Annotated in this window: 31 protein-coding genes; 19 read left to right on the top strand and 12 right to left on the bottom strand. The window is 70.2% G+C overall.

The window, feature by feature from the left end; genetic code table 11:
• Positions 1-2: 2 nt before the first annotated feature.
• Positions 3-941 (bottom strand): DMT family transporter, encoded by a 939-nt coding sequence (locus HTA01S_RS17680; protein ID WP_157572164.1) that lies wholly within the window; start codon positions 939-941, stop codon positions 3-5.
• Between the two features lie 84 nt (positions 942-1,025).
• Here HTA01S_RS17680 and HTA01S_RS17675 point away from each other — a divergent pair, with 84 nt between their 5' ends.
• The 3 genes from HTA01S_RS17675 to HTA01S_RS17665 all read left to right on the top strand — a co-directional run bounded on the left by HTA01S_RS17675 (position 1,026) and on the right by HTA01S_RS17665 (position 3,852).
• The gene (locus HTA01S_RS17675) at positions 1,026-1,889 is read left to right on the top strand and encodes a LysR family transcriptional regulator (protein WP_068174048.1); all 864 of its coding nucleotides are present in this window, start codon (positions 1,026-1,028) and stop codon (positions 1,887-1,889) included.
• Between the two features lie 61 nt (positions 1,890-1,950).
• Positions 1,951-2,751, top strand: coding sequence for a S1 family peptidase (locus tag HTA01S_RS17670; RefSeq protein ID WP_084236214.1), 801 nt, complete (start codon positions 1,951-1,953; stop codon positions 2,749-2,751).
• Positions 2,752-2,769: 18 nt separating this feature from the next.
• Positions 2,770-3,852: a pyridoxal phosphate-dependent aminotransferase gene (locus HTA01S_RS17665; protein ID WP_068174047.1), complete on the top strand. Its 1,083-nt coding sequence runs from the start codon at positions 2,770-2,772 to the stop codon at positions 3,850-3,852.
• A gap of 5 nt (positions 3,853-3,857) precedes the next feature.
• Here HTA01S_RS17665 and HTA01S_RS17660 read toward each other — a convergent pair whose 3' ends face one another.
• Positions 3,858-4,373: a hypothetical protein gene (locus HTA01S_RS17660; protein ID WP_068174046.1), complete on the bottom strand. Its 516-nt coding sequence runs from the start codon at positions 4,371-4,373 to the stop codon at positions 3,858-3,860.
• 271 nt (positions 4,374-4,644) lie between these two features.
• Between HTA01S_RS17660 and HTA01S_RS17655 the strand changes: the two genes are divergently transcribed.
• Together HTA01S_RS17655 and HTA01S_RS17650 are read left to right on the top strand one after the other, a co-directional pair.
• Positions 4,645-5,583 carry an aldo/keto reductase gene (locus HTA01S_RS17655; protein ID WP_084236212.1) on the top strand — a complete coding sequence of 313 codons (939 nt, stop codon included), beginning with the start codon at positions 4,645-4,647 and terminating at the stop codon, positions 5,581-5,583.
• 25 nt (positions 5,584-5,608) lie between these two features.
• Positions 5,609-6,301 (top strand): DUF6064 family protein, encoded by a 693-nt coding sequence (locus HTA01S_RS17650; RefSeq protein WP_068174045.1) that lies wholly within the window; start codon positions 5,609-5,611, stop codon positions 6,299-6,301.
• A gap of 45 nt (positions 6,302-6,346) precedes the next feature.
• Here HTA01S_RS17650 and HTA01S_RS17645 read toward each other — a convergent pair whose 3' ends face one another.
• The 3 genes from HTA01S_RS17645 to HTA01S_RS17635 form a co-directional block, all read right to left on the bottom strand.
• Positions 6,347-7,663 (bottom strand): leucine-rich repeat-containing protein kinase family protein, encoded by a 1,317-nt coding sequence (locus HTA01S_RS17645; protein WP_068174044.1) that lies wholly within the window; start codon positions 7,661-7,663, stop codon positions 6,347-6,349.
• Between the two features lie 68 nt (positions 7,664-7,731).
• Entirely contained in the window at positions 7,732-7,950 is a 219-nt protein-coding gene (locus HTA01S_RS17640; protein ID WP_068174043.1) for a helix-turn-helix domain-containing protein, read from the bottom strand.
• Entirely contained in the window at positions 7,950-8,525 is a 576-nt protein-coding gene (locus tag HTA01S_RS17635) for a DUF2975 domain-containing protein (protein WP_068174042.1), read from the bottom strand. The genes HTA01S_RS17640 and HTA01S_RS17635 overlap by 1 nt, the downstream gene beginning before the upstream one ends.
• 114 nt (positions 8,526-8,639) lie before the next feature.
• On the opposite strand from HTA01S_RS17635, the gene HTA01S_RS17630 reads away from it, so the two are divergent.
• From HTA01S_RS17630 to HTA01S_RS17590, 10 genes are all read left to right on the top strand, one after another.
• Complete coding sequence (locus tag HTA01S_RS17630) at positions 8,640-9,215, top strand: hypothetical protein (protein WP_068174041.1); 576 nt, start codon at positions 8,640-8,642, stop codon at positions 9,213-9,215.
• 119 nt (positions 9,216-9,334) lie between these two features.
• Positions 9,335-9,808 carry a YeeE/YedE family protein gene (locus HTA01S_RS17625; protein ID WP_068174040.1) on the top strand — a complete coding sequence of 158 codons (474 nt, stop codon included), beginning with the start codon at positions 9,335-9,337 and terminating at the stop codon, positions 9,806-9,808.
• Positions 9,805-10,215: a DUF6691 family protein gene (locus HTA01S_RS17620; protein WP_068174039.1), complete on the top strand. Its 411-nt coding sequence runs from the start codon at positions 9,805-9,807 to the stop codon at positions 10,213-10,215. Before HTA01S_RS17625 ends, HTA01S_RS17620 begins: the two co-directional genes overlap by 4 nt.
• Before the next feature lie 21 nt (positions 10,216-10,236).
• The gene (locus tag HTA01S_RS17615) at positions 10,237-10,953 is read left to right on the top strand and encodes a DUF938 domain-containing protein (protein ID WP_084236208.1); all 717 of its coding nucleotides are present in this window, start codon (positions 10,237-10,239) and stop codon (positions 10,951-10,953) included.
• Entirely contained in the window at positions 10,925-11,404 is a 480-nt protein-coding gene (locus tag HTA01S_RS17610) for a tellurite resistance TerB family protein (RefSeq protein WP_068174038.1), read from the top strand. The genes HTA01S_RS17615 and HTA01S_RS17610 overlap by 29 nt, the downstream gene beginning before the upstream one ends.
• Before the next feature lie 122 nt (positions 11,405-11,526).
• On the top strand, positions 11,527-12,012 hold the full coding sequence (locus tag HTA01S_RS17605; protein ID WP_068174037.1) for an RcnB family protein: 486 nt from the start codon (positions 11,527-11,529) through the stop codon (positions 12,010-12,012).
• 91 nt (positions 12,013-12,103) lie between these two features.
• Positions 12,104-12,697: a thiol:disulfide interchange protein gene (locus HTA01S_RS17600; protein ID WP_068174036.1), complete on the top strand. Its 594-nt coding sequence runs from the start codon at positions 12,104-12,106 to the stop codon at positions 12,695-12,697.
• A 69-nt stretch (positions 12,698-12,766) separates the two neighbouring features.
• Positions 12,767-12,907, top strand: a complete 141-nt coding sequence (locus HTA01S_RS25575; protein ID WP_169804790.1) for a hypothetical protein — start codon at positions 12,767-12,769, stop codon at positions 12,905-12,907.
• Positions 12,908-12,923: 16 nt separating this feature from the next.
• On the top strand, positions 12,924-13,202 hold the full coding sequence (locus tag HTA01S_RS17595; RefSeq protein ID WP_068174035.1) for a DUF427 domain-containing protein: 279 nt from the start codon (positions 12,924-12,926) through the stop codon (positions 13,200-13,202).
• A gap of 64 nt (positions 13,203-13,266) precedes the next feature.
• Positions 13,267-14,064 (top strand): SDR family NAD(P)-dependent oxidoreductase, encoded by a 798-nt coding sequence (locus HTA01S_RS17590; RefSeq protein ID WP_068174146.1) that lies wholly within the window; start codon positions 13,267-13,269, stop codon positions 14,062-14,064.
• A gap of 60 nt (positions 14,065-14,124) precedes the next feature.
• On the opposite strand, the gene HTA01S_RS17585 is transcribed toward HTA01S_RS17590, so the two are convergent.
• Positions 14,125-17,757: a PAS domain S-box protein gene (locus HTA01S_RS17585; protein WP_068174034.1), complete on the bottom strand. Its 3,633-nt coding sequence runs from the start codon at positions 17,755-17,757 to the stop codon at positions 14,125-14,127.
• Positions 17,758-17,943: 186 nt separating this feature from the next.
• Positions 17,944-18,432, bottom strand: a complete 489-nt coding sequence (locus tag HTA01S_RS17580; RefSeq protein WP_407656121.1) for a MarR family winged helix-turn-helix transcriptional regulator — start codon at positions 18,430-18,432, stop codon at positions 17,944-17,946.
• A gap of 44 nt (positions 18,433-18,476) precedes the next feature.
• Here HTA01S_RS17580 and HTA01S_RS17575 point away from each other — a divergent pair, with 44 nt between their 5' ends.
• Together HTA01S_RS17575 and gloA are read left to right on the top strand one after the other, a co-directional pair.
• Positions 18,477-19,019 carry a PaaI family thioesterase gene (locus HTA01S_RS17575; protein ID WP_084236206.1) on the top strand — a complete coding sequence of 181 codons (543 nt, stop codon included), beginning with the start codon at positions 18,477-18,479 and terminating at the stop codon, positions 19,017-19,019.
• 5 nt (positions 19,020-19,024) lie between these two features.
• Positions 19,025-19,435, top strand: a complete 411-nt coding sequence (gloA, locus tag HTA01S_RS17570; RefSeq protein ID WP_068174031.1) for a lactoylglutathione lyase — start codon at positions 19,025-19,027, stop codon at positions 19,433-19,435.
• Positions 19,436-19,502: 67 nt separating this feature from the next.
• Here the strand turns inward: gloA and HTA01S_RS17565 are convergent, their stop codons facing one another.
• Entirely contained in the window at positions 19,503-20,087 is a 585-nt protein-coding gene (locus HTA01S_RS17565; RefSeq protein ID WP_068174030.1) for an OmpA family protein, read from the bottom strand.
• A gap of 108 nt (positions 20,088-20,195) precedes the next feature.
• Between HTA01S_RS17565 and HTA01S_RS17560 the strand changes: the two genes are divergently transcribed.
• Positions 20,196-20,885 carry a gamma-glutamylcyclotransferase gene (locus tag HTA01S_RS17560; RefSeq protein WP_245638126.1) on the top strand — a complete coding sequence of 230 codons (690 nt, stop codon included), beginning with the start codon at positions 20,196-20,198 and terminating at the stop codon, positions 20,883-20,885.
• Between the two features lie 21 nt (positions 20,886-20,906).
• Positions 20,907-21,542: a pyridoxamine 5'-phosphate oxidase gene (gene pdxH / locus HTA01S_RS17555; RefSeq protein ID WP_068174029.1), complete on the top strand. Its 636-nt coding sequence runs from the start codon at positions 20,907-20,909 to the stop codon at positions 21,540-21,542.
• Between the two features lie 25 nt (positions 21,543-21,567).
• On the opposite strand, the gene folK is transcribed toward pdxH, so the two are convergent.
• Genes folK through hda form a run of 4 tightly spaced genes read right to left on the bottom strand, consistent with a single transcriptional unit; the run spans position 21,568 to position 25,162 of the window.
• Entirely contained in the window at positions 21,568-22,050 is a 483-nt protein-coding gene (gene folK, locus HTA01S_RS17550; RefSeq protein WP_068174028.1) for a 2-amino-4-hydroxy-6-hydroxymethyldihydropteridine diphosphokinase, read from the bottom strand.
• A 30-nt stretch (positions 22,051-22,080) separates the two neighbouring features.
• Complete coding sequence (gene pcnB, locus HTA01S_RS17545; RefSeq protein ID WP_068174027.1) at positions 22,081-23,760, bottom strand: polynucleotide adenylyltransferase PcnB; 1,680 nt, start codon at positions 23,758-23,760, stop codon at positions 22,081-22,083.
• Positions 23,757-24,479: a histidinol-phosphatase gene (locus HTA01S_RS17540; protein ID WP_245638125.1), complete on the bottom strand. Its 723-nt coding sequence runs from the start codon at positions 24,477-24,479 to the stop codon at positions 23,757-23,759. Before HTA01S_RS17540 ends, pcnB begins: the two co-directional genes overlap by 4 nt.
• Positions 24,476-25,162: a DnaA regulatory inactivator Hda gene (gene hda, locus HTA01S_RS17535; RefSeq protein ID WP_068174143.1), complete on the bottom strand. Its 687-nt coding sequence runs from the start codon at positions 25,160-25,162 to the stop codon at positions 24,476-24,478. The genes HTA01S_RS17540 and hda overlap by 4 nt, the downstream gene beginning before the upstream one ends.
• Positions 25,163-25,182: the final 20 nt, after the last annotated feature.

Raw genomic sequence — 25,182 nt, 5'->3', positions numbered from 1 at the left:
GCTCAGCCGCTGGCGCGCGCCCGCTCCAGCCCCACCACCATCAGCGCCGCCAGCATCACCACCACGCCCACCATCTGGCTGGCGCTGAGCACGCGGCCGTACACCAGCGCGTCCACCGCGATCGCGCTGGCCGGGTAGACGAACTGCAGCACCGCCATGCGGGCCGCTGGCAGGCGGGCCACGCCCGCGTACAGCAGCACATAGGCCAGGCCGGTGTGCACCACGCCCATGCCCGCCAGCCAGCCCCAGGCCGGCCCCGGCGCCGGCCAGCCCTGGCTCAGCGGCCACCACAGCAGCACCACGCTGCCCGCCACGCACTGCCACCAGGCCAGGGCCAGCGGCGTGGCGCCGCGCGCGCTGCGCACCATGAGCGGGGCCGCAGCGTAGGCCAGCGCCGCGCCCAGCGCCAGCGCGATGCCGCTGAGGTACTCCGAACTGTGCGAGACCGCGCCCAGGGCGCCGTCCAGCCAGCCGGTGGCCAGGCCCAGGCCGAGCAGCGCGGCCACGGCGGCCCAGCCCTGGCGGCGGCTGACGCGCTCGCGCAGCCACCAGGCGCCGAACGCCATCACCAGAAAAGGCTGCACGTGCACCACCAGCGTGGCCACCGCCATGGAGGTGCGGGTGATCGCCTCGAAGAACAGCACCCAGCTCGTCACCATCGACAAGCCCGCGGCCACCGCGAGCAGCAAATCACGCCGCGCCAGGCGCACTTCGCCCCAGCGCCGCGACGCGCTGAACCAGACGCTCAGGGCCAGGCCGCCGAAAGCGCAGCGGAACCACACCGCAGTCAGCGGTGACTGGCCCGCCTCTTCCAGAAACACCCCCAGCGTGCCGAGCAGCAGGCCGCCGCCGACCATGAGCCACTGGCCGCTGCGCTCGCGGGCCGGGCGGAGGGCATCGGGGGTTCTGGTCGTCTGAGGGAGTGCCGTCGAAGTGGTCATGCGCCCATGTTCGACGGCATCCATTGTCCCGTAAAGCGCATAATTTGAATGGCATCCATTCGATAAACGAATTCAAAGAAGACCATGGCCCGAACCGACCTGCAGATCGACTGGCTGCGCGCCTTCGTGGCGGTGGTGGACGCCGGATCGCTCTCGGCCGCCGCGCCGCTGGTGCACCGCTCGCAGTCCGCCATCAGCATGCAGCTGCGCAAGCTGGAAGACGCGGTGGGCGCTGCCGTGCTGCTGCGCGGCCCGCGCCACCTGGAGCTCACCCCGCCGGGCGCCGAACTGCTGGGCTACGCGCGCCGCCTGCTGGCCCTGCACGGCGAGGCGCTGACGGCGCTGAACGGGCCGGTCCTGTCGGGGCGCGTGCGCCTGGGCGTGCCCGACGACTACGCGGTGAGCTATCTCACACCGGTGCTGCGCAGCTACGCCGCGCGCCACGCGGGGGTGGAGATCGAACTCGACTGCGAGCAGTCCACCGCCCTGATCCCCAAGGTGCAGCGCGGCGAGCTCGACCTGGCCCTGGTCTCGCAGGACCGGCCCACGCGCGGCAGCCTGCTGTTCCACGAGCCGCTGGTGTGGGTGGGCGCGGCGCAGTTCGAGGCGTGGCGGCGCTCGCCCCTGCCGATCGCGGTCTACGAGCAGACCAGCCAGGCGCGCCGCTCCACCATCGCGGCGCTCAACGCGCAGCGCCGGGCCTACCGCGTGGTCTACAACAGCTCCAGCCTGGCGGGGCAACTGGCCGCGGTGGAGAGCGGACTGGCCGTGGCCGTGCTCACGCGCTGCAGCGCGCCGCCGCATCTGACGGTGCTGGGCGAGCGCCAGGGCCTGCCCGCGCTCGGCTCGATGGCGGTGGCGGCCTACCGCAGCCAGGCGTCCAGGCACCTGCCCGCGGTGGACGCCCTGTTCGCGCAGATGGTGCAGACGCTCGGCAAACCGGCTTGAGCCGCCGAGCCGCTGGCCCGGCACCAGTCCGCGCCCGGGGGAAAGCTGCGACACTTGCCGCGTGACACCGAACACCCCGAACCCCAACCCGCCCCGCGTGGCCCCGGCCAATGTGGACCCGCTGTTCCTGGCCGCACCCCATGTGTCCACCTTTCTCGGCACGCAAGGGCTGACGAACGCCAGCGGTTTCTTCTTTGAGCGCGACGGGCGCCTGTACCTGGTGACCAGCCGGCACGTGGTGATCGACGAGGCCACGCAGCACCTGCCCGACCGGCTGGAAATCGAACTGCACCTGGACGCCAGCGACCTCACCCGCTCCACCGGCTTCTCCCTGCTGCTGTACCGCGAAGGCGTGGCGACGTGGCGCCAGGGGCGCGACAGCGGCGGCGAGATCGATGTGGCGGTGCTGGAGCTCGACCGCAGCCAGTTGCCCGCCACGGCCATCATCCGCGCCTTCTCCCCGGCGCACCTGCAGACCTCGTTCACCTCGGTGCCGGTGGACGCACCGCTGATGGTGGTGGGCTTCCCGCTGGGCTTTCACGACGCCCTGCACCACCTGCCGGTGGTGCGCCACGCCGCGATCGCATCGCCCTACGGCATCCGCTTCCAGGGCCAGGGCTATTTCCTGACCGACGCGCGCACCCACCGCGGCACCAGCGGTGCGGCCGTGGTGATGCGCGACACCGCGCCCAGCGCGGAGACCGCGCAACTGCCCTGGCGGCTGATGGGCGTGCATTCCTCGCGCATGGACATGGGCAACCGCGACCTGGTGCTCGACGAATCGCTGGGCCTGAACTGCGCCTGGTACGCCGACATCCTGCTCACCCTGACCGAACCGGTCGAAGCCGCCGCGCCGGGCTGAGCCCATAAACTGCAGGGCATGAACCAGCCCCTGCCTCCACCGGTCCGCGCCGCGGTGCTCGCCAGCCCGGACTACCCCTTCTCCCCCATCGACGCGCCGGTCAAGCTCGACCAGAACGAGTCTTTCGCCGACTTTCCGGCCCCCCTGAAAGCCCTGGCGCTGCAGCGCATGCAGCAGTTGCCCTGGCACCGCTACACCGACCTGCACGCCGAGGAACTGACCGCGGCGATCGCCCGCCACGATGGCTGGAGCGCCTCGGGCACCGTGGCCACCACCGGCAGCAATGTGCTGATCGCCCTGCTGGTCCAGCTCGCCGCGCTCGGCGGGCGCGTGCTCACGGTCAAACCCAACTTCGCGCTCTACGCGCTCGACGCCAGCCTGCTCGGCGCCGCGCTCACCGAGGTGCCGCTGCGGGCGGACCATTCGCTGGACATGGACGCGCTCATCGCGGCGCTGGGCACGGATGCGGACACAAACGCACCAGCGCAGCCGCGCGGCGTGATCTACCTCCCGCGCCCGCACGCTCCCACCGGCTCGCTCTGTGAGCTGGACGAGCTCGACCGCCTGGCCCGGGCCTGCCCGGGCTGGCTGCTGGTGATCGACGAGGCCTACCACCACTTCACCGACACCGACGCGCGCGCACTGGCGCGCCAGCACCCGCACGTGGTGCTGCTGCGCACCTTCTCCAAGGCCTGGGGGCTGGCGGGTCTGCGCCTGGGTTATGCGCTGGCCTCGGACGAGGTGGCACGCCAACTGCGCAAGCTGGTGCCGCCGTTTGGCGTGTCGGTGCTGCAGACGGTGAGCGCTCTGGTGGCGCTGGAACACCCGGACTACCTGCGCGAGCGCGTGGCCCACACCCGCAGCGAGCGCGAGCGGCTGTTCAAGGCGCTGCAGCGCCACCCGACCTGGCAGGTCGCGCCCTCACACGCCAACTTCCTTCTGGTGCGCACGCCCGACGCGGCGCGCGCGCACGCCGAGCTGCTGGCTCAGGGCGTGCTGGTGCGCCGGCAAGACAGCCTGCACGGCCTGCAGGGCTGCCTGCGCGTCACCGTGGGCAGCGTGCGGGAAAACGACGCCTTCCTGAGCGCCGCGGGCCTTTAGGGCCTTTATTTCGGCAGTGGCACCGGTTCCATCGGTGGCGGGGCCGACCGGGGCGGCGGGTCCATGGGGGTCGGCGCCATCATCGGTGGCGGAGCCGACATGGCCGGCGGAGCGGACATGGGTGGCGCGGGCACCTGGATCTCCAGTTCCTTGATCAGGCCGCCCGCGGCCACCGAGCCCGACATGGTGCCTTCGCCACGTGCCATGCGTTCGCACAGCATCTTGTTCTCAGGCGGCAGCCGCTGACAGCGCTGCAAGGCGTTGCGCTCCAGCGCTTCGGGCGACGCCCCGCCCAACGGGCGGCCGCGCAGCGCCTCGGCCCGCACGGCACCCGCTTCGCGCAGGCAGGCGCTGCGCTCGTGCTGCGAAGCGCTGTCCAGACAGGCGGCCCGGTCGCGCTGGTAGGTCGCGTCGATGGCGGCCCGGGACGGTTGGCCCTGGGCCAGCGCGGCGGGCGCCAGCGCCAGCAGCGCGGCGGCGGCCAGCAGGCCACGGGCGAGAGGGAGGGAAGTGATGGGCATGAGAACTCCTTCAGAAGGGAAGCACAACGCGCGGCGGCGAGCCACCGCGTCTTGGAACGTGTTGTCCATCGCTCGGGGGCCGCGTGAGGGCGCCGCCGGGATGCGTGGATGGCAAACGCGTTCTTATGACCAAAGTAGCTGTCACGCCCCGCCGCGTCTGTGCATCAACGCACATTGCTGGCAGCCCCTGGAAACGGGGAAAAGCAGCGGAACTTGCGCCCACTGCGGCGCCTCCCACGCATCCGCAGACCACCCAGCGAAACGGGGCCGCATGGACACACCGAGCGCGTTTTCACCAGGCCGCCGCCGCTGGCTGGCCGGTGCGGCCATGGCCGCCGGCCTGCCCGCCTGGGCCACGCCTGCGCTGGCGCAGCCCGCCCAGGCCCCGCTGACGCGCCCCATCCCGTCCAGCGGCGAGGCCTTGCCGGTGGTGGGGCTGGGCAGCTGGATCACCTTCAACGTGGGCAACGACCCGGCGGCACGCGACGCCTGCGCCGAGGTGGTGCGCGCGTTCTTCGCGGAGGGCGGCCGCCTGATCGACAGCTCGCCCATGTACGGCTCCTCGCAGCCCACCATCGGCCATGCGCTGGCGACACTGCGCCACCCGGCGGCGCTGTTCTCGGCGGAAAAAGTGTGGGTCGGCGACGCCGCACGCGGGGCCGGGCAGATGGCGGCTTCGCGAGCGTTCTGGGGCCTGCAGCGCTTCGACCTGATGCAGGTGCACAACCTGCTGGCCTGGCAGGAGCACCTGCCACGGCTGCTGGAGATGAAAGCCGCGGGCCAGCTGCGCTACGTGGGCATCACCACCTCCCATGGCCGGCGCCACGCCGAGCTGGAACGCATCCTGCGCACGCAGCCGATCGACTTCGTGCAGCTGAGCCACAGCCTGCTGGACCGCGAGGCCGAGCAGCGCCTGCTGCCGCTGGCGCAGGAGCGGCGCATCGCCGTGATCGTGAACCGGCCGTTCCGCCAGGGTTATCTGCTCGACCAGCTGCGCCGCCACCCGCTGCCGGGCTGGGCTCGCGAGATCGCCTGCGACAGCTGGGCACAGGTGGCGCTGAAGTTCGTGGTGTCGCACCCGGCGGTGACCTGCGCGATTCCCGCCACCAGCCAACTGGCGCACCTGCGGCAGAACATGGGCGCCGCGCGCAGCCCCATGCCCGATGCCGCCTTGCGCACCCGCATGGCGCGCGACGTGGCGGCCCTGTGAACGCCACAGCGCGGTGGAGCCAGCGATGAGCGAGTGGTGGACCTACCGCCCGGCGGATCTGCTGATGTTCGCGCCGCGCACCTACTGGCGCCTGTTCGAGCTGCACAACGACGCGCTCTGGCCCCTGCCGGTGGCGACCACGCTGGCCGGCATCGCCCTGGCTCTGGGGCTGATGCGGGGCCACACGCTGGCGCTGCGCGCGGGCGCGGCGGGGCTGGCGCTGTGCTGGGCGCTGGTGGCCTGGGCGTTTCTCTGGCGTCGCTACGCATCGATCCAGCCGGTGGCAGGGGCTTTTGCCATCGCCTTCGCGCTGCAGGCGCTCGGCCTGCTCGCGCTGTGCGCCGCCCGCAGCCTGCGCGGCACGGACCAGCGTGCCCGCCGGGGCACCGGTCTGGCCCTGCTGGCCTGGGCGCTGCTGGCGCACCCGCTGCTCGCCCTGGCCGCGGGCCGCCCACTGGCCCAGGCCGAGCTGTTCGGCCTCGCCCCCGACCCGACCGTGATCGCCAGCCTGGGCCTGCTGCTGTACGCGCAAACGGGCGCGGGCGCCACCCGTGCGCTGCTGTGGGCCTTGCGCTCGCTCGCGCTGGCCTGGTGCCTGGTCAGCGCAGCGACCCTGTGGACCATGGGCTCGCCGCAGGGCTGGGTACCGCTGGCCGCCGCGGCGCTCACGCTCGCTGGGCTCTGGCGCCGGCCCATCGCGAAGCCGGCGCCCGGGTGAAGGCCCCTTGAGGGATACCACGCCACACAGGCCTGGGCTGATCGTTCAGCGGCCCAGGGGGTCGAGCTGGCTGGCGATCTCGCCCATCCCGGGCCGTGCGGCCGGGTCGGTGTGCAGGCAGGCGGTGGCGAGACCGGCCAGACGGTCCAGCCCGGGCGACACCGTGGCAGCAGCGCCCTGCGCGTGGGCCACGAGTTCCTCCAGCAGGCAACCGAAGGCGCGCACGTCCAGCGCCAGCAGGGCGTGGCGCAGCGCGGGCTGGTCATCGGGCAGCAGCGTGGCGCCACCCAGGTCGCTGAGCATGGCGTCGCCGCTGGCCGGGTTCCAGAGGATGTTGTGGGCGTAGAAATCGCCGTGCATCACGCCGCGCTGGTGCAGGTGGGCCAGCGCGCCGGCCATGGTGCGAGCCAGACGCAGCGCGGCGCTGGCGGGCAGGGCGAAGCCGGGCGCGTAGACGTCGCGTGTGCAGCTCTCGAAACTGGGCGGGCCGGCGAGGTTCACCAGCGCAGGCGGCAGCAATGGCAGCAGCATGCCGCGCGCGCCTTCGGGGTGCTCGCCCAGTTCGGCGCTGGGCGTGCACAGCGCCGGGTGTTGCCCGGCGGCCTGGCAGGCGGCCAGCTCGTGTTCGGGCAGGCCGTCGCTGGTGACCGCGCCCTTGAACAGCTTGAGCGCCAGCGCATTGCCCACTGCGTCTTCGAGGTGCACGCGGTGGATGTGGCCGGAAGCGCCCTCGCCCAGCCGCTCGGCCACACGCAGCCGGCCCCAGGCGATGCGGGGCAGCGGCGCTGGCGCCGCGCGGTGCCAGCCCAGCGGGTTGCCCGCCAGGGCCAGCCAGGCCAGGCGCGGCAGTTCGGTGAGCCAGCCGGGCAACTCGGTGAAGTGATTGGCCGACAGGCGCAGCAGCTCCAGGCGCTGCGCGTTGGCCAGCCCCGGCGGCAGTGCGTCGAGGTGGTTGCCCGCGAGCATGAGCTTCTGCAGCGCCGGGCGCTGGCCCAGTTCGGCGGGCAGCTGTTCGATGGCGTTGTCGGTCAGGATGAGCCAGCGCAGCTTTGGCGGCAGCGCCGCGGCGGGCACCTGCTGGATGCGGTTGGCCTTGAAGCCGACCATCTCCAGCGCCGGGCAGTCGCCCAGCGATGCGGGCAGGTGGGTGAAATGGTTGCTGGAACAGAAAACGATCTTCAGCCGGTGCAGCCGGCCCAGGTCGGGCGGCAGCTCACTCAACCGGTTGCCGGTGAGGTTGAGCACCTCCAGCGTGTCGGCCAGGTCGAACACCTCGGGGGGCAGTTCGGTCAGGCCGCAGCTCAGGTCGAGCCGGCGCGTGCCGGTGAGCGCGCCGCTGCGCAGTTGTTCCAGGGTGTGCATGCAGGTGGACGTAAAGGGCCGCCCGGGTGGGCCGGGTCAGGCGCTGAATTATCGGGGCCGTGCGAGGCTCACGGCGAATCGCCCTCGGGCTGGTAGACCAGCAGCTCGCCGGGCTGGCACTGCAGGTACTCGCAGATCTTCTCCAGCGTCTCGAAGCGCACGCCCTTGACCTTGCCCTGCTTGAGCAGGGACATGTTGGCTTCGGTGATGCCGACGAACTCGGCCAGGTCTTTGGACTTGACCTTGCGCCGCGCGAGCATGACGTCGAGTTGAACCACGATGGCCATCAGACGAAGCCCTCGTTTTCCTCGGCCAGCGCCTGCCCCTGGCCGATGACCGCGGCCATGAGCCACACCAGGCCGGCGAAAAAGAAGGTGAACAGGTGGTTGGAGCCGATGCCCAGCGCGAGGTGGCGCATGCCCGGCGGGTTGTGCAGCGTGAGCAGCACCGAGGTGGCGGCGGACGCGACGATGGCGGCCAGCGCGGCCGCGGCCACCCAGCCCGCGAAACGGCGCAGCAGGTCGGTGGCCTGCTCGGTGAACACCTGGCCCTGCGCAAACTGCTCAAAGCAGCGCTTGGCCTGCCACAGGCCCACGAGCAGCAGGGCCAGCGGCAGCCCCATGACCCCCGCGCCCACCAGCCGCTGCCAGGGCTGCAGGGGCGCACCGATGGCCGAAGCGGGCAGGTTGGCGTGGCTGGCCAGCTGCTCGCCGCCGGCCACGGCCCAGTACCCCACCAGCGCCGCCGGCAGCAGAAGGATCAGGGCCCAGCAGGCCCAGACCATGAGCCGGCTGGTGCGGCGGACATGTCGCAGCGGGTCGGCCGGGTGGAGGGTGCGGTGGTTGCGGTGGGTGGGATGCATGCTGGACTCTCTTGACATGAGGAGATGGGTCGAATGAATGGAGTGATTGTTGATTGACAATAAATTATTGTTTTACGACAATTTATTCTCGTTCAACAAACTCTGTCAAGCCCCATGAAGCGATTTTTCACCTGTCTGGTCCTGTCGGCGGCGCTGGCCGGCTGCGGCGGCATTCCCCTGCGTTCCCTGCCCCGCTTGGTGCAGTTGTCCGAGTCCTTGCTGGAGGCCAACCCGGCCGAGTTCATGGTGGCGCTGCAGGTGGACGCGCGGCTGGTGCCGCCGCCGGGCGCCGTGCCCCTGCTGGTCGTGAAGCTCACGCCGCGCGAGCCCGGCGCGTTCGAACCCATGGACAAAAAGCTCCCGCTGCAGCTGGCCGTGGCGTCGAGCGCCGCGCTGGGCCTGAAGGCACCGCCGGCCGGGCGGCGCTGGCTGCTCTACAGCATGCCCCCGGCCACGCAGGCCGAGTTGCGGCGCGTGCAGGCCGTTGTACGGCAGGCGCAGGCCGCACCCGACAAGAAACGTGGCGGCAGCCTGGGCGTGGGGGTGGAGCAGGACTCGCTCGCGGTCACCGACCCGGCACTGTCGCGCACCCGCTGGGACACCTGGCTGCAGGTCCGCCAGAGCGAGGGCTTCTTCGAGGTCTGGTCCGGCACGCTCGAGCAACTGCGCCAGGCGGCGCAGAAGCGCTGAGCCTCACCAGCGCCCCACGACGCGCGCAGCGATGGCCGGCACCAGGCCACGCGCAACGCCGCCAGGGTCTTGCCGCGGGCACCCGACGCGCCACGGGGCGCCACGGATAATCGGCGCCCATGGATTCCACCCTTTCGCTTTTCCCACTGGGCTGGCAGCACTACCTGCTGGGCGGCCTTTTCATCGGCGCCGGCGTGGCGCTGCTGTACCTGTTCACCGGCCTGGTGGGCGGCATGAGCACGGTGTTCTCCAGCACCTGGTCGTTCGTGGTGCAGCGGCCGTTTTTCCAGCAGGCTCGCTTCACCGAGTCGCGCGGCTGGCGTCTGGTCTATGCGGCCGGGCTGGTGCTGGGCGCGCTGGTCTGGTGGCTCGCCTTCTCGGACGGCACGCCGCTGTCCACCGGCGTGCCCGTGTGGATGCTGCTGCTGGGCGGCTTTTTCGTGGGCTACGGCGCGCGACTGGGCAACGGCTGCACCTCGGGCCACGGCATCTGCGGCCTGGGTTCGCTGCAGTGGCCCTCGCTGCTGGCGGTGCTGACCTTCATGGCCACGGCCTTCATCACGGCCAACCTCGTTGCCTGGGGACTGGCATGAGCCCCATGAAATTCCTCGCCGTGCTCGTGGGCGGCGCGCTGTTCGGCTTTGGCCTGGCCCTGTCCACCATGGTGCGGCCTGAGGTGGTGCTGAGTTTCCTGCGCTTCCAGGACTTCGGGCTGATGCTGGTGATGGGTGGCGCCGTGGCGGTGACGCTGCTGGCCTACCTGCTGTTGCCCCGCCTGCTGGGCCAGCCGCTGCTGGGGGGCTATTTCCACCAGCACGTGGCCCACTGGAACCGCGACACCCTGCAGGGCTCGGCGCTGTTCGGCGTGGGCTGGGGCCTGTGCGGCGTGTGCCCGGGGCCGGCCATCGCCGGCCTGGGCACGGGCAACTGGGCCCTGCTGTGGGCGCTGGCCGGCATCGCGCTGGGCGCGCTGGCGCAGGGGTGGCGGGCCAAGGCCTGACGGCCGCCGGACCCGCCCGCCATGAACACCCTGCCCTTCAGTCCCGCGGCCGAGCGCAACCAGCAGCCCATCCTGGACGTGTTGCGCCAGGTATTGCCGGCGCAGGGTGCCGCGCTGGAGATTGCCTCGGGCACCGGGCAACACGCGGTCTGGTTCGCCGCCGGGCTGCCAGGCTGGACCTGGCAACCCACCGACTTCGACGCGAGCGCCCTGCCGGCCATCGCAGCGCGGGCCGCCGCGGCAGGCCTCACCCGGGTGCTGCCGCCCTTGCGGCTGGACGTGCTGGCGCCGCGCTGGCCCGCCGACGGCCCGGCGTTTGACGACGCGCCGTCCCGGGTCTTCGACGCGGTGTATTGCGCGAACATGCTGCACATCGCGCCCTGGGCCACCTGCGCCGCTCTCATGCGGGGCGCCGCGCGGCACCTCGCGCCCGACGGCGTGCTGATCACCTACGGCCCCTACCTGGAAGACGGCGTGCCCACCTCGCCAGGCAACCTCGATTTCGACGCCAGCCTGCGCGCCCGCGACCCCGGCTGGGGCCTGCGCCGGCTGGCCGACGTGGCGCAGGAGGCCCAAGCCGCCGGCCTGGTGCTGCGCGAGCGGCACGGCATGCCGGCCAACAACCTGCTGCTGGTGTGGGCACGGGAACCCCGGGCCGCTTCGCCGCTCCATCCCTCAACACCACCCTCCCGCTCACCGGACACCCCGCATGCTCAGAACCCTCAAAGACCTGTTTGACAACCTCAGCGCCAGCCTCGCCGCCCCGGCCGATGGTCAGTCGCGCCCCGAGCAGGAGCACACGTTGCAACTGGCCACGGCTGTGCTGCTGGTGGAAGTGATGCGCGCCGAACCCACGATGGCCGACAGCGAGCGCGACGCGGTGCTGCACGCGCTGCGCGGCAAGTTCGCGCTGAGCGAGGACGAGTTGCAGCGGCTGCTGGAGCTGGCCCACGACACCGCGCGCAGCGCCTACGACTACCAGCGCTTCACGGGCCAGATGAACGAACACTTCACGCAGGAACAGAAGGTGCGGGTGGTGGAAGCAATGTGGCAGGTGGCGTACGCCGACGCCCACCTGGACGCGCACGAGAACCACGTCATCAGCAAGGTCGCCGGCCTGCTGCACGTGACCCACGGCGAATACATCGCCGCCAAGATGCGGGCCAAGGAAGCCGCCCAGCTGGGCTGAGATCGCCAGAAAAGGCGCACACACCTGGCTACGTGGCTTTGCACCCCCCAACACAAAGGTTTACAGCCACGACACAAGCGGCGCGCACCATGCAGACACCCCACAACCACTGGAGTGTTTCCATGAAAACCCGCACCTTTGTCGCCGCAGCCCTGGCCGTCACCCTGGGGCTCAGTGCCCTCCCGTCCTTCGCGCAGCACGACGACCGCCGTGGCAACAACCGCGAAGAACTCATCCAGAAACACCAGCGCCAGGCCGACCGGCGCGACGACCGCCGCGATGATCGTTTTGAGCGACGGGACGACCGGCGGGATGATCGCTTTGAGCGGCGCGACGAGCGTTTCGAGCGCCGGCACGACCGGCGCGATGCGCGCAACCACTACTACCGCGACGGCCACCGCTACTACTACAGCGCGCGCGGACCCGAATTCCGTCGCGGCCGCTACATTCCGCGCGAATACCGCCACCGGCAATACGTGGTGGTCAACCACCGCGTGCACCACCTGTACGCCCCCCCGCGCGGCCACCAGTGGGTGCAGGTGGGCACGGACTACGTGCTGATCGCCGTGGCCACCGGGCTGATCGCGCACATCATCCTGAACCATTGATGCCCGTCCCCGTGGAGGCCCTCCCGTGGGCCTCCACAGTCTGCGATGATCCGGGGGTTTCAAACACCTCCGGCCTCCTGCCCGCAACCCCATGAACATCAGGCACCTGACCCTCCCGCTGATCGCATCGATGGCCCTGCTGCTGTCGGCCTGCTCCAAAGAAGACGCCACCACCCAGACGGCCACCCCGGCCACCGCGATCGCTCCCGCACAGGCCTACGACGCCGTGGCCGCGCAGGGCAAGGGGTTCACCGTGGGTGCACTCATGAGCGCGAACCCGGTCTATGTGCTGTTCGACCCGCAGTGCCCGCACTGCGGCCACCTGTGGAACGCCTCCCTGCCCCTGCAAGGCAAGGTGAAATTCGTCTGGCTGCCGGTGGCCATCCTGGGGCCCAAGAGCGCGCCGCAGGGTGCCGCGCTGATGCAGGCGGCCAACCCGGTGGAAGCCATGACGGCGCACGAGACTTCGGTGCTCGCGGGCCAGGGTGGCATGTCGGCCTCGGCCAGCGTGCCCGACGAAGTGCTCGCCAGCATCAAGGCCAACACCCAGCTGCTCGACAACCTGGGCGCGGACTCCGTGCCCTTCATCGTGGCGAAACACGCGCGCAGCGGCCAGTCGGTGACGAAAGCCGGCGCCCTCGACACCCAGGCCCTGACCGAATTCCTGGGCCTCGCCGCGCCCTGAACAGCGCCACTTGTCGCTTACCATTGACGCACCAACGGCCGCACCCCGCGGCCGCCATCGGAGAGCACCATGGGCAAAGAACAGCGCAACGAAAAAATGTCGAAGAAACCGAAAAAGGACAGTTCGGCCCCCAAAGGTCCGGCCACGTCGGACCGCCCCACCCCGCCGGTCACGGCGGTGCTGCCGCGCGGCAAAGACAAGAACAAGTGAACCCGGCGGACCCCGCATGAAAGCCACCTGGAACGGCGCCGTGATCGCCGAAAGCGACGACACGGTGCTGGTGGAAGGCAACCACTACTTCCCCGAGAGCGCGCTCACCCGCGACTTCGTCACCTTCAGCAACCACCGCACCAGCTGCCCCTGGAAGGGCCAGGCGCACTACTACTCGCTGCTGGTCAACGGTGAACTCAACACCGATGCGGCCTGGTACTACCCGGACCCCAAGCCCGAGGCGGAACACATCCGCGGGCGCGTGGCCTTCTGGAAGGGCGTGAAGGTCGGTTGAGCCGCCTCACGTCCCAAGGCTCCGCGCATCCGGCCGCGGCCTCCGATTGGCTACCATGCAGGGCATGAACACCCAGCCCCTGCCCACCTCCCTCCATCCCGTTCACTTCGGCCACCAGGGCCGCGTCGTCATCGTCACCGGTGGCGCGCAGGGCATTGGTGAAGCCTGCGCCCGGCGCTTCGCCAGCGAAGGCGCCAACGTGGTCATCGCCGACGTGGACGACCCGCGCGGCCAGGCGCTGGCGAACCAGCTCGACGCCCTCTATGTGCACTGCGACGTGGGCAGCGCCGACGAGGTGAAGGCCTGCGTGGCGCAGACTCTGGCCCGGCACGGCCGCGTCGATGTGCTGGTCAACAACGCCGGCATCTTCAAGGCGGCCGACTTCCTGGAAGTGACCGAGGAGGACTTCGACGCCGTGCTGCGCGTCAACCTCAAGGGCGCCTTCCTCATGGGCCAGGCGGTGGCGCGCGAGATGGCGGCCACCGGCGGCGGCTGCATCGTCAACATGAGCTCGGTCAACGGGGTGCTGGCCATCCCCAACATCGCCAGCTACAACGTCAGCAAGGGTGGCATCAACCAGCTCACGCGTGTGATGGCGCTGGCGCTGGCCGAACGGGGCATCCGCGTGAACGCCGTGGCCCCGGGCACCATCGCCACCGAACTCGCGGCGCGCGCCGTGCTCACCAGCGACGAGGCCAAGCACAAGATCATGAGCCGCACGCCCATGAAGCGCCTGGGCGAGCCGTCGGAGATCGCCGACGTGGTGGCCTGGCTCGCCAGCGACGCGGCCAGCTACGTCACGGGTGAAATCGTGACGGTGGACGGCGGGCGCATGACGCTGAACTACACGGTTCCGGTGTGACCGGCCCGACGGCCGCAGCCCACCTGCCACGGCCGTGACCGGGCTCGAGCACCCGGGGCTCTACAGCCCTCGCAGGTGGCTGCGCGCCGTGTCAGCGGCCGGCACCAGCCACTGCGCCTGCTGGCGCAGGGCCTGGGCGTCGTTCTCGCGGCCGGCGGTCTCCATGGCCTCGAAGACCCGTCCCAGTCCGACCGCGCCCAGGGCGAGGGTCGACGTCCTGAGCCGGTGGGCCACCAGGCCGGCGGCGTTCCAGTCTTCGGCGGCGATGGCGCGGTGGATGTCCTCCAGGGCCTGGTCCAGGCTGTCGAGGTAGCGCTGGCGCAGGTCCTGCTGAAAGGCTTCGTCCGGCCCCACCAGGCGCGTCAACGCATTGCCGTCGAACTCGTGCAGCGCCGCGTCGCCCCTGGGGACTGGCATCGCGGCATCTTCTGGCGGGGGGGGTGGAGCGATGACGGCCGGCCCGCCGCCGGTTTTCCCGCGCCCCAGCCAATGCCGCAGGGTGTCGTTCAGGGCGTCCAGCGCCACCGGCTTGCTCATGCAGGCATCCATGCCCGCCTCGCGGCAACGGGCCGCGTCCATCCCCAGCACGTTGGCCGTGGAGGCGATGATCGGCAGGCGCTCGCCGGCGGGCTCTTCGCGCCGGATCGCCGCAGCGAGCGCAAACCCGTCCAGGCCCGGCATGTGCAGGTCGGTCAGCAGCAGCCCGTAGCGCCCGGGACCGGCGCGCCAGCAGTCCAGCGCTTCCTGGCCGCTGGCCACCTGCTCCGACGCAAGCCCGAGCAATTCGAGCTGGTGCCGGATCACCTTGCGGTTGATCGGATTGTCTTCGGCCACCAGGATCAGGCGCCCCTGCGCGGCCGCCTGCACCGGGTCGGGCACGGCGGGCGCCTGGGCATTCTGTGGCGGTTCGGCATCCATGGGCAGGGCACTGGCCCGTCCGGCGGCCATGGCCACGGCCAGCAGCAGTTCGTCGCGGTGCACGCCGCCGATTTCGAGTTCCACCACGGTGGGCTGCACGAAGCGGGGCGCGCCCCGCTCGGCGTGGCGCACGAGCACCGTGCGCAGCCCCGGCGGCAGGCTCTTCCCCTGGCTCTGCAGCAGGCGCTGGCGCTCCACCGACAGGATGAGCACCGTGGTGCCCGCGCCAAGACCCAGCGGGGTGCTCGTTTCCGGCAGCGCCTCGCCCCGGCTGACCACCGCGCCCGCGGCGCTCAGGTAGGTGGCCCAGTCCTGTACCAGCGCCTCGTCGTCGAGCACCAGCACGCATTCCAGCCCGTCCAGATCGTGCGGCACGGGCGCCGGGCCATCGGTCTCGTGGGCGGGCAGGGGCAGTTCCACGCTGAAGCTGCTGCCCACGCCGGGCGTGCTCTCCACCCGGATGCGTCCGCCCATGGCGTCCACCAGGCGCTGGCAGATCACCAGCCCCAGGCCGGTGCCACCGTAGGTGCGCGACGTGGAGCTTTCCCCCTGCTCGAAGGGCTGGAAGATGCGCGCCTGGACCTCGGGCGACATGCCGATGCCGTTGTCCGACACGTCCAGCCGCAGGCCACCGCCCGCCAGGGGCAGCAGGCGCAGCGCCACCCGGCCCGGGCGGTCCTGGCCGGCGGAGAACTTGATGGCATTGCCCACCAGGTTGATGATGACCTGGCGCACCCGGGCCGCGTCCCCGATCAGTTCCGCGGGCAGGGCCGGGTCGGCAAAGACATGCAGCCGCACACCCTGCGCCAGCGCCATTGGGTGCACCACGTCGCAGGCCCCCTCGGCCAGACGCAGCAGGTTCATCGGGGCCTGCTCCAGCACCATGCGGCCGGCCTCGATCTTGGAGTAGTTGAGGATGTCGTCGATGATGGACAGCAGCGCGAAGGCCGACTCGCGGATGGTGCCGGTGAGCTCCATCTGGTGCGGGTTCAGGCTGGAGCGCATCAGCACGTCGGCCACGCCGATCACCCCGTTCATGGGGGTGCGGATCTCGTGGCTCATGGTGGCCAGGAACTGGCTCTTGGCGGTGCTCGCCGCCTCGGCCGCGCGCCGGGCCCGGTCCAGCTCGTCGGTGCGCTGCGCCACCAGTTCTTCCAGGTGGTGCCGGTAGCGGTTGAGGTCCTCGCCCATGCGCCGCTTCTCGGTGATGTCTTCCTTCACCGCCAGGTAGTGGGTGACCCGGCCGTCGGGCGCGCGCACCGGCGAGATGGTGGCGAACTCGATGTAGAGGCTGCCGTCCTTGCGCCGGTTGTTCAGGAACCCCCGCCAGGAGCGGCCGGCGATGAGTGTGGCCCACAGCTTGCGGTGGCGCGTCATGGGCGTGAGGCCCGACTGCAACATGCGCGAATTGCGCCCGATCAGTTCCTCGCGCGAGTAGCCCGAGGACGTGACCGCAGCCTGGTTGACGTATTCGATGTTGGCCGCCAGATCGGTGATGACGATGGCCTCGGACGCCTGTTCGGCGGCCAGCGAAAGGCGCCGCAACCGGTTCGATTCTTCGCGCTGGCGGCCCACGTCGCGCAGCACGCGGATCTGCCGGCCATCGGCCAGCGTGCGTGCGGTGTCTTCCAGGTAGCGCAGGCTCCCATCCGGGCGCTGGTAGTCCCATTCGAGTCCCTGCGCGTCGCCGACCAGCAGACGGCGCGCGGCTTCGTCCGACACGGTGAGATTGAACAGTTCGGCCAGGGGCCGCTGGACCAAGGCGCTGCGCGACAGGCCCAGCAGTTGCTCCGCCTGCGGGTTGGCGTCCAGCACCCGGTGCCCCGCATCGACCAGCAGCGCGCCATCGGGAAGGTGCTCAAACAGCAGATCCCCCAGACCCTGCGCCTGCACGCGGCTGGTCACATCGAGCATCACGCCCTGGATCAGCGGAACGCCTGCGTCCCCCGAGGGCCGCACGATGCGGATCGCGTCTTCGATGTGCCGCCAGCGGCCTGCGGCGTCGCGCAAGCGGTACTGCAGCTCGAACGGCTGGCCCCGCGCGACACCGCGAGCGTGTTCGCTCAGCACCCGCTCGCGGTCGTCCGGGTGCAGGGCCAGCAGCCAGGCGTCGGGCCGGGCGATCCACTCTTCGGCGACGTAGCCCAGTTCCTGAATGCGCGAGCTGACGTACAGCGTGGAGCTGGCTTCATCGAGCGCGGCGCGGTAGACGATGCCCGGCATCTGCTCGGCCAGTTCGCGAAAGTCGTTCTCGCGCTCGCGCGCGTACATGCGCTCGCGCAGGGTGGCCAGGCGGTGTTCGACCGCCTGCGCCAGATCCACCAGCAGCGTGCGCTCGTCCGCGTTCAGGGTGCGGGGCTGGCGATCAACCACGAACAGGGTACCCACCACGTGCGCGTCGACCCGGATCGGCACGCCGGCGTAGAAGCGCACCCGGTGGTGCCCGGTCACCAGGGGGTGTTCGGCGTAGTCCGGGTCCAGTGAAGCGTCGGAGACCACGAACACGCCGTTGTGCCGGATGGTCTGGCCACAGAAGACCAGGAAGTCGGTGGTCTGGCGCAGTTCCAGACCGAACGCGGCCTTGAGCCACTGGCGGTCGGCGCTCACCAACGTGATGGCAGAGATCGGGCAACGGAAGGCACGCGCGGCCATGCGCACGAGATCATCGAGTGTGGTGTCCGACGCAGTGTCCAGCTCGGCCAGCGAGCGCAAAGCCTGCAGGCGGGACCATTCATCGGAGGGGGCGTTGACGGTGGTGACGGGGTGCTTGGTCATCGAAAGGAAAGAATATCCGGCACGGGGCTGCGATGGGCGAATGGGCTTCATTGCACCGAGGCCATGGCCGCACTGTGCCTCAAGCACGGTGCGGTTCCTGGTGAGATATTCACGAAAGAAAACGGGCTCGTGGCGCGAACCGTGCGGTTTCGCACCAAAGTGCCATTTCAGAGCTGTCCAGCCCCTTCAGTGCTCTTCGGCGGGCTCGGCGTGGAACGCGGCCAGTCCCTGGTCCAGCAGGGTGTGCAGCGCGACCACGGTGGCCGGGCCGAGCTTCTGATTCAGCGCCAGCTGGGCGGCCTTCCACTGGCGCTGCGCCAGGCGGCGGACCTCGCGCCCGGTGTCGGTGATGCGGATCAGCCGGCTGCGCGCGTCAGCGCCCTCGCCCATTTCCACCCAGCCCGCGGCCACCAGCGGACGCAGGTTGCGCGTGAGCGTGGAAGCGCCCATGTCCATGCGGCGCGCGAGTTCGCCCGGCGCCAGCGGCCCGAGCTTGTCCACATGGGCCAGCAGCGAGTACTGCGTGATCCTGAGGCCAGCCAGCGCCAGGTGCTGGTCGTAGTGCTGCGTGACGCGGCGCGTGAGTTGGCGCAGCTTCAGGTTGGTGCAGCCCAGCGGCTTGACCTCGGGGGCGGCAGGGTTTGACGCGGTGGCGACAGGTGTCATGGAATTCATTGTATCTACAATGATTGCATATACAACCTTTTGAGGAGCAACCCATGACCCGACCCGACATGCTGGAATCCTGGCTGGCCGAAGAACAGGAGGTGCTGCGGCGCCTGGACGCCGGGCCGGGTCCGGGCGTGGCGCGCCCGGATCAGGTGGCCGGCATGAGCGGCATCGACATGCTGCGCGCCATGCTGCGCGGCGACATCCCCTACGCCGCCATCGCGAAGACGCTGGACTTCCTGGTGATCGACATCGGCGATGGCAGTGCCACCTTCCAGGGAACGCCAGGCCCACAGCACTTCAACCCCATGGGCACGGTGCACGGCGGCTGGTTCGCCACCCTGCTCGACTCGGCGCTGGGCTGCGCGGTGCACACGAAGATGCCCGCCGGGCGCGGCTACACCACGGCCGAGCTCAGCGTGAACATTGTGCGCGCACTCACGCCCAAAGTACCCCGCGTGCGCGCCATCGGCCGCGTGATCCACAGCGGGCGCCAGCTCGCCACCGCCGACGCGCAACTGATCGGCCCGGACGGCACGCTCTACGCCCATGCCACGACGACCTGCCTGGTTTTCGAAATGCCGTCAAAATAGTCCGCATGCGACTCCTCCACACCATGCTGCGCGTGGGCAACCTCCAGCGCTCGATCGACTTCTACACCCAGGTGCTCGGCATGCAATTGCTGCGCACCTCGGAAAACCCCGAGTACCAATACTCGCTGGCCTTCGTGGGCTACGAGGGCAACCCGGCACAGGCAGAGATCGAACTCACCTACAACTGGGGCACTGAGAGCTACGAGCTCGGCACGGCGTACGGCCATATCGCCCTGGGCGTGCCCGATGCCTACGCGGCCTGCGAAAAGATCAAGGCCGCAGGCGGCAACGTGACGCGCGAGGCCGGCCCGGTCAAGGGCGGCAGCACCGTCATCGCCTTCGTGACGGACCCCGATGGCTACAAGATCGAGCTGATCCAGCGGGCGGAACACGCCGGCGGCCAGGGTCTGCGGTGAGTTGAACAGCGGAAAATCAAAAGCCCGGCATTGCCGGGCTTTTGATTGGTGACCGGGCCGCCGATGTTCAGTCGACGATCGTCACTTCCACCCGGCGCGCTTCCGCGTCGTTGCCCGAACCGGTGCTTTCTTCGGGTTTCTTGAGCTCCAGCGCCATCGTGGACACCCCGGCGCCGACCAGCGCGTCGCGCACCGCCAGCGCACGCCGCTTGGCCAGGGCGGCGTTCGTGACGGGGTCGCCGGTGGCATCGTGGAAACCCGACAGCACCAGGCGCTTGCCGGCCTTGGCGGCAGCGATCGCGTCTTCCAGCGCGTCCAGCGCACCCGGGGCCAGATCGGCCTGACCGGAGGCAAAGTAGAACTTGACCACGCCGTTTTCCACCACCACGCTGGCGTCGTCGTGCCGGGGTGCAACGGGCGCGGGCTCAGGAGCAGGTGGGGTAACAGCGGCCGGCGCGGCTGCAACCGGTGCGGTCGCCGCTGCGGACGATGCGACCGGCGTTGCCGCACCCTCCTCCGCCACGGTGGCTGCGCTGGCACCGCGCACCTGGCCCATGGCCACCCCGACCGCCACGCCCAGCACCAGCACAATCGCGGCAATCAGCACCGCAGCCACCACGAGGGCATCCTGATCGTTATCCTGGGAAGACATGGGCAACAACTCCGTGAAGAATAATGGGTGACGAGCAACGGACAGCCGGCTGGCGATCGCTCCGAAAAGCACATGGAAACGACTGACGCAAACGTCCCCGGATTGTAGATGGCCGCCCTCGAAACCCACCCCACCGCCTTCCCTCCCCGCCGCGCCCGCCCGGCCACCTGGGACCCGGCCCAGCGCGATGGCGCGCAGATGATGCAAGACACCCTCAAGCAATGGCGCGCCCAGGGGTCGCGACCTGATCTGTGGGTGTTTGGCTATGCCTCGCTGGTGTGGCGGCCCGAGTTCGACGCCGCCGAACAGCGCCTGGCCCGGGTGCACGGCTACCACCGCAGCCTGCAAATGTGGAGCCGTGTGAACCGCGGCACTCCCGAGCGCCCGGGGCTGGTGTTCGCGCTGATGGCCGGCGGCAGCTGCAGCGGGCTGGCGCTGCGTGTGCCCCACGAACGGGTGGAGGCGCTCATGCCCACGCTCTGGGCCCGCGAGATGCCCAACCCGGTGTACGACCCGAAGTGGCTGCTGTGCCAGACCGCGCAGGGCCCGGTGCATGCGCTGGCGTTCACGCTCTCGCGCCACAGCCCCAACTACACCGGCGCACTCGACGCCGAGCGCTACCGCGAGATCTTCACCCACTCGGTCGGCCGCTACGGCAGCACGCTGGACTACGCGCGCCAGACATGGCACGGCCTGCGCGCGCACGGCATCGAAGACCGCGCACTGGAAAAGCTGCTGCGGCTGGTGGACGATTTTTCACCCCCACACTCCGCCGCTGCGCGGGTCGCCGTGCCCTGACCCAACTCCTATACTGGCCGCATGAACATCGCCGATCTCCGCAAAAGCTATGAAAAGGCCGAACTCAGCGAGTCGGCCTCACACGCCGACCCGCTCCAGCAGTTCGACCAATGGCTCACCGAGGCCATCCACAGCGAAGTGCCCGAACCCAACGCCATGACGCTGGCCACCGTGGGCTCGGACCTGCGGCCGAGCACGCGCGTGGTGCTGATCAAGGGCTACGATGCGCAGGGCATCGTCTGGTACACCAACTACGCCAGCCGCAAAGGCCAGGAGCTGGCGGGCAACCCGTTCGCCGCGCTGCAGTTTCACTGGGTCGAGCTGGAGCGGGTGGTGCGCATTGAGGGCGTGGTGGAAAAAGTCAGCGCCGAAGAAAGCGACGAATACTTCCGCAGCCGCCCGCTGGACAGCCGCATCGGGGCCTGGGCCAGTCCACAAAGCGAGGTGATCGAAAGCCGCACGGTGCTGGTGGCGAATGCAGCGAGATATGGCGCGCAGTTCCTGCTGAATCCGCCGCGCCCGCCGCACTGGGGCGGCTACCGGCTCAAGCCCGACAACTGGCAGTTCTGGCAAGGCCGCAAGAGCCGGCTGCACGACCGGCTGCGCTACACAGCACAGCCGGACGGAAGCTGGCTGAGGGAACGTCTGGCGCCTTGAGGCACGCGCGTGGGCGTTGGCACTCTCAGAGTCGCTGGATCGCCTGCCCTGAGACGCTCGCCAACTCCTCCGGCGTCACCTGGCCCGGCGCAATCTCGTGCAGTGGCACCAGCACAAAAGCCCGCTGCATCATGCGCGGGTGCGGCACGGTCAGCACCGGTGAATCGATGTGCGCACTGCCGTACAGCAGCAGGTCCATGTCCAGCGTGCGCGGCGCGTTGCGGTAGGGCCGCTCGCGGCCAGCCTGCTGTTCAATGTCTTGCAGTGCCGCCAGCAGTGCGGGCGCGGTGAGTGTGGTGCTCACTTCGGCCACCGCGTTGATGTAGTCCGGCCCGCTGGAGTCGATGGGCGCGGTGCGGTAGAGGCTGGAGGCCTGGACCAGACGCACGGCCGGGCATCGCCCCAGCGCGCTCAGTGCGTCGCGCAGCGTCTGCGCGGCATCCCCCAGATTGGCGCCCAGGGCAACGTAGGCCGTGACGGGCTCGCGGAGCGGGGTGTCGCACGGCATGGCGGTGGGCGGGCCGGCGTGGCCCGGCGTTCAGTCGATGATGGCGCCGCCACCGTCCGGGCCTGCGCCGCCCTGCCCGCCATCGGCGCGGCCCGCGCCACCGGGTTTGCGGCGCCGCCGCCGGCGCTTCTTGGCCGGGGACGTGCCATCGGCAGGCGCCGCGCCGTCGGCGGCATCGGAGGGCGCGCCGTCGTCTTCAGCGCCCTCCCCGTCCTCGCCACCGTCGGTGGCGCGAAAACGCGGGTCGGGCGCCAAGGCATTGGCCGGGTGGTCGCCATCGCTGCGCTTCACGCGCCGGGCCTTGCCCGCACCGGGTTTGGCCAGGTTTTCGCGGCGCTGCGCGTCCACCATGTCTTCGCGGACCTCATCGCTGGCCATGCTGAAGGTTTCCCACCAGTGGGCCAGCTCTTCCTCCACCTCGCCCACCTGCGCGCGCAGGCGCAGGAAATCGAAACCGGCGCGAAAGCGCGGCTGGTCCACCAGGCTGAACGGCGAGGTGCCCACGCGCTTGTCAAAGCGCGGCTGCATCATCCAGATCTCGCGCATGTCCGCGCCGAGCTTGCCGCGGCCGGAGACGTCGCCGATGCGCGCCTCGAAGGCGTCGTCCACCGCGTCCTGCAAGGCCGCCACCGGCGCCATGGGGCGCTGGCCCGGGCGGGTCTGCAGGCGCTGGCTCCAGCCCTTGCGCACGTCGGCCCACAACACGCAGGCCAGCAGGAAGCTGGGCGCCACCGGTTTGCCTTCGCCCACGCGGCGGTCGGTGTCCTGCAGCGCCAGCTTGACGAACGGTTCCTCGGCGCGCTGCACCACCACGTCGAGCAGCGGGTAGATGCCGGTGCCCAGGCCGGTGGCCTTGAGCTGCTCCACGCTGGCCAGCGAATGGCCGGTCTGCAGCAGCTTGAGCATTTCGTCGAACAAACGGCTTTGTGGCACATCGGCCAGCAGATTGCGCGACGAGGCCAGCGGCTCCAGCGTCTTGGCGTCGAACTTGAAACCCAGGCCACTGAGCTTGGCCGCGAAACGCACGGCGCGGATGATGCGCACCGGGTCTTCGCGGTAGCGCGTGGCGGCGTCGCCGATCATGCGCAGGGTCTTCTTCTTCGCGTCGCGGATGCCATGGTGGAAGTCGACCACGGTCTGCGTTTCCGGGTCGTAGTACATGGCGTTGATGCTGAAGTCGCGCCGGGCCGCGTCGTGCTCGATCGGGCCCCAGACGTTGTCGCGCAGCACACGCCCGCTGGCGTCCACCGCGTGCTTCATGCCCGCGAGTTCGCCCTTGCTGGTGCGCTCGTTGCCCGCCACCTGCTCGGCATCCGCGCTGTCGAGGTAGGCGCGAAAGGTCGAGACCTCGATCATTTCGTGCTCGCGACCGCGGCCGTAGATCACGTGCACGATGCGAAAGCGCCGACCGATGATGAAGGCGCGGCGGAACAGGCCCTTGACCTGCTCGGGCGTGGCGCTGGTGGCCACGTCGAAGTCTTTCGGGCGCAGGCCCAGCAGCAGGTCGCGCACGGCGCCACCCACGAGGTAGGCCTCGAAGCCGGCCTGCTTGAGGGTGTGCACCACGTCCAGCGCACGCTGGTCGACCAGGCTGCGGTCGATGCCGTGCACCGCCACCGGCACGTCTTCGCGTTTGCCAAAGGGATTGGCGCGGCGCGCGGGGGTGCTGTCGGTCTTGCCCAGCAGCCTGTTGATGAATTTCTTGATCATTCGAATAGGTTCAATATGCGCCAGCCCCGTTCAAGGGCGATGGCCTGGAGCCGGGCGTCCGGGTTGGTGGCCACGGGCTCGTGCACTTTTTCCAGCAGCGGCAGGTCGTTGATGGAGTCGCTGTAGAAAGTGCTGTGCGCCACGCTGGCCCAGGAAAAGCCTCGCGCGGACAGCCATTGTTCCACACGCGCCACCTTGCCCTCGCGAAACGAGGGCACGCCCCGGATCTCACCGGTGGGCTCCCCCTGGGGATCGCGTTCCAGGTCGATCGCGATCAGTTCGTCCACGCCAAAGGCCTGGGCGATGGGGCGGGTGACGAATTCGTTGGTCGCGGTGACGATCACGACCTCGTCACCCGCCGCCTGGTGCGCGCGCAGCAGGGCCAGCGCCGCCTCGCTCATCGCGGGCCGGATCACCTCCTGCATGAAGCGCTGGTGCGCGGCATGGGCACGCGCCATGCCGTGCTCACGCAGCGCGCCGGTGGCAAAGCGGATGTACTCGGCGATGTCCAGCGTGCCAGCCTTGTACTGTTCGTAGAAGGCGTCGTTGGCGCGGGTGTGGCTCTCGGCGTCGCGCCAGCCCAGCGAGACCGTGAACTGGCCCCAGGCATAGTCGGAGTCCAGCGGGATCAGCGTGTGGTCAAGGTCAAACAGCGCGAGGCGCAGCCCCGCGGAGGATGGCTCGCCGCTCATCCGCCCGGCGGTCGTCGTGTCGGTCATTCGTTTTCCAGCATGGACTTGATCAGCGGAATGGTGATGGCGCGCTGGGTGCGCAGGGCGTAGGCGTCGAGCTGGTCGAGCAGCATCATCAGGCTGGAGAGATCGCGCGAGAAGCGGGTGAGCATGAAGTCCATCACCTCGTCGCCCAGAAACACGCCGCGTTCGTCGGCGGCGCGGCGCAGCACGGCGCGGCGCTCGGTTTCGCCCAGCGCGTGCAGCTGGAACACATGGCCCCAGCCCAGGCGGGTACGCAGGTCTTCGCGCAGCTGCAGGTCGGCCGGCGGGCGGTCCGCGGCCGCCAGCACCCAGCGCGCGGGGCCATGCGCCGGGCTCTGGGCATTGACGAACCAGTTGAACGCCGCGGCCTGCTGCTCGGCGGTGTAGAGCTGGCAATCGTCGAACAGCACGGCGTCCCAGTGTTCGTCGTACTCGCCGGGGTGCAGCGTGGTCGCGTCGATCCAGCCCACCCGGCTGCCATGATCGCGCAAGGCCTCGCGCACCGCGCGCAGCAGGTGCGACTTGCCACTGCCGCCCTCGCCCCACAGAAAGGTGGGCACAGGCGAGCGCATGGGGTTGCCGGCCCACAACCGCAGGTGCTCCAGCGCGGCCTCGTTGCCCGCGGCCACGAAATTGCTGAGCGTGGACACCGGCGCCAGGCCAATGTCCAGCGCCATCTGCTTCATGGGTGGCGGCTTGCCGGTGC

This window comes from Hydrogenophaga taeniospiralis CCUG 15921, assembly GCF_001592305.1.
GTDB lineage: Bacteria > Pseudomonadota > Gammaproteobacteria > Burkholderiales > Burkholderiaceae_C > Hydrogenophaga > Hydrogenophaga taeniospiralis.
This window is presented reverse-complemented; position numbering and strand designations above follow the sequence as displayed.

Coding starts and splice junctions, on each gene's coding strand:
- HTA01S_RS17680 (WP_157572164.1), bottom strand. CDS start 941: ATGACCACTTCGACGGCACTCCCTCAGACGACCAGAACCCCCGATGCC.
- HTA01S_RS17675 (WP_068174048.1), top strand. CDS start 1,026: ATGGCCCGAACCGACCTGCAGATCGACTGGCTGCGCGCCTTCGTGGCG.
- HTA01S_RS17665 (WP_068174047.1), top strand. CDS start 2,770: ATGAACCAGCCCCTGCCTCCACCGGTCCGCGCCGCGGTGCTCGCCAGC.
- HTA01S_RS17660 (WP_068174046.1), bottom strand. CDS start 4,373: ATGCCCATCACTTCCCTCCCTCTCGCCCGTGGCCTGCTGGCCGCCGCC.
- HTA01S_RS17655 (WP_084236212.1), top strand. CDS start 4,645: ATGGACACACCGAGCGCGTTTTCACCAGGCCGCCGCCGCTGGCTGGCC.
- HTA01S_RS17650 (WP_068174045.1), top strand. CDS start 5,609: ATGAGCGAGTGGTGGACCTACCGCCCGGCGGATCTGCTGATGTTCGCG.
- HTA01S_RS17645 (WP_068174044.1), bottom strand. CDS start 7,663: ATGCACACCCTGGAACAACTGCGCAGCGGCGCGCTCACCGGCACGCGC.
- HTA01S_RS17640 (WP_068174043.1), bottom strand. CDS start 7,950: ATGGCCATCGTGGTTCAACTCGACGTCATGCTCGCGCGGCGCAAGGTC.
- HTA01S_RS17635 (WP_068174042.1), bottom strand. CDS start 8,525: ATGCATCCCACCCACCGCAACCACCGCACCCTCCACCCGGCCGACCCG.
- HTA01S_RS17630 (WP_068174041.1), top strand. CDS start 8,640: ATGAAGCGATTTTTCACCTGTCTGGTCCTGTCGGCGGCGCTGGCCGGC.
- HTA01S_RS17625 (WP_068174040.1), top strand. CDS start 9,335: ATGGATTCCACCCTTTCGCTTTTCCCACTGGGCTGGCAGCACTACCTG.
- HTA01S_RS17620 (WP_068174039.1), top strand. CDS start 9,805: ATGAGCCCCATGAAATTCCTCGCCGTGCTCGTGGGCGGCGCGCTGTTC.
- HTA01S_RS17615 (WP_084236208.1), top strand. CDS start 10,237: ATGAACACCCTGCCCTTCAGTCCCGCGGCCGAGCGCAACCAGCAGCCC.
- HTA01S_RS17610 (WP_068174038.1), top strand. CDS start 10,925: ATGCTCAGAACCCTCAAAGACCTGTTTGACAACCTCAGCGCCAGCCTC.
- HTA01S_RS17605 (WP_068174037.1), top strand. CDS start 11,527: ATGAAAACCCGCACCTTTGTCGCCGCAGCCCTGGCCGTCACCCTGGGG.
- HTA01S_RS17600 (WP_068174036.1), top strand. CDS start 12,104: ATGAACATCAGGCACCTGACCCTCCCGCTGATCGCATCGATGGCCCTG.
- HTA01S_RS25575 (WP_169804790.1), top strand. CDS start 12,767: ATGGGCAAAGAACAGCGCAACGAAAAAATGTCGAAGAAACCGAAAAAG.
- HTA01S_RS17595 (WP_068174035.1), top strand. CDS start 12,924: ATGAAAGCCACCTGGAACGGCGCCGTGATCGCCGAAAGCGACGACACG.
- HTA01S_RS17590 (WP_068174146.1), top strand. CDS start 13,267: ATGAACACCCAGCCCCTGCCCACCTCCCTCCATCCCGTTCACTTCGGC.
- HTA01S_RS17585 (WP_068174034.1), bottom strand. CDS start 17,757: ATGACCAAGCACCCCGTCACCACCGTCAACGCCCCCTCCGATGAATGG.
- HTA01S_RS17580 (WP_407656121.1), bottom strand. CDS start 18,432: ATGAATTCCATGACACCTGTCGCCACCGCGTCAAACCCTGCCGCCCCC.
- HTA01S_RS17575 (WP_084236206.1), top strand. CDS start 18,477: ATGACCCGACCCGACATGCTGGAATCCTGGCTGGCCGAAGAACAGGAG.
- gloA (WP_068174031.1), top strand. CDS start 19,025: ATGCGACTCCTCCACACCATGCTGCGCGTGGGCAACCTCCAGCGCTCG.
- HTA01S_RS17565 (WP_068174030.1), bottom strand. CDS start 20,087: ATGTCTTCCCAGGATAACGATCAGGATGCCCTCGTGGTGGCTGCGGTG.
- HTA01S_RS17560 (WP_245638126.1), top strand. CDS start 20,196: ATGGCCGCCCTCGAAACCCACCCCACCGCCTTCCCTCCCCGCCGCGCC.
- pdxH (WP_068174029.1), top strand. CDS start 20,907: ATGAACATCGCCGATCTCCGCAAAAGCTATGAAAAGGCCGAACTCAGC.
- folK (WP_068174028.1), bottom strand. CDS start 22,050: ATGCCGTGCGACACCCCGCTCCGCGAGCCCGTCACGGCCTACGTTGCC.
- pcnB (WP_068174027.1), bottom strand. CDS start 23,760: ATGATCAAGAAATTCATCAACAGGCTGCTGGGCAAGACCGACAGCACC.
- HTA01S_RS17540 (WP_245638125.1), bottom strand. CDS start 24,479: ATGACCGACACGACGACCGCCGGGCGGATGAGCGGCGAGCCATCCTCC.
- hda (WP_068174143.1), bottom strand. CDS start 25,162: ATGAAGCAGATGGCGCTGGACATTGGCCTGGCGCCGGTGTCCACGCTC.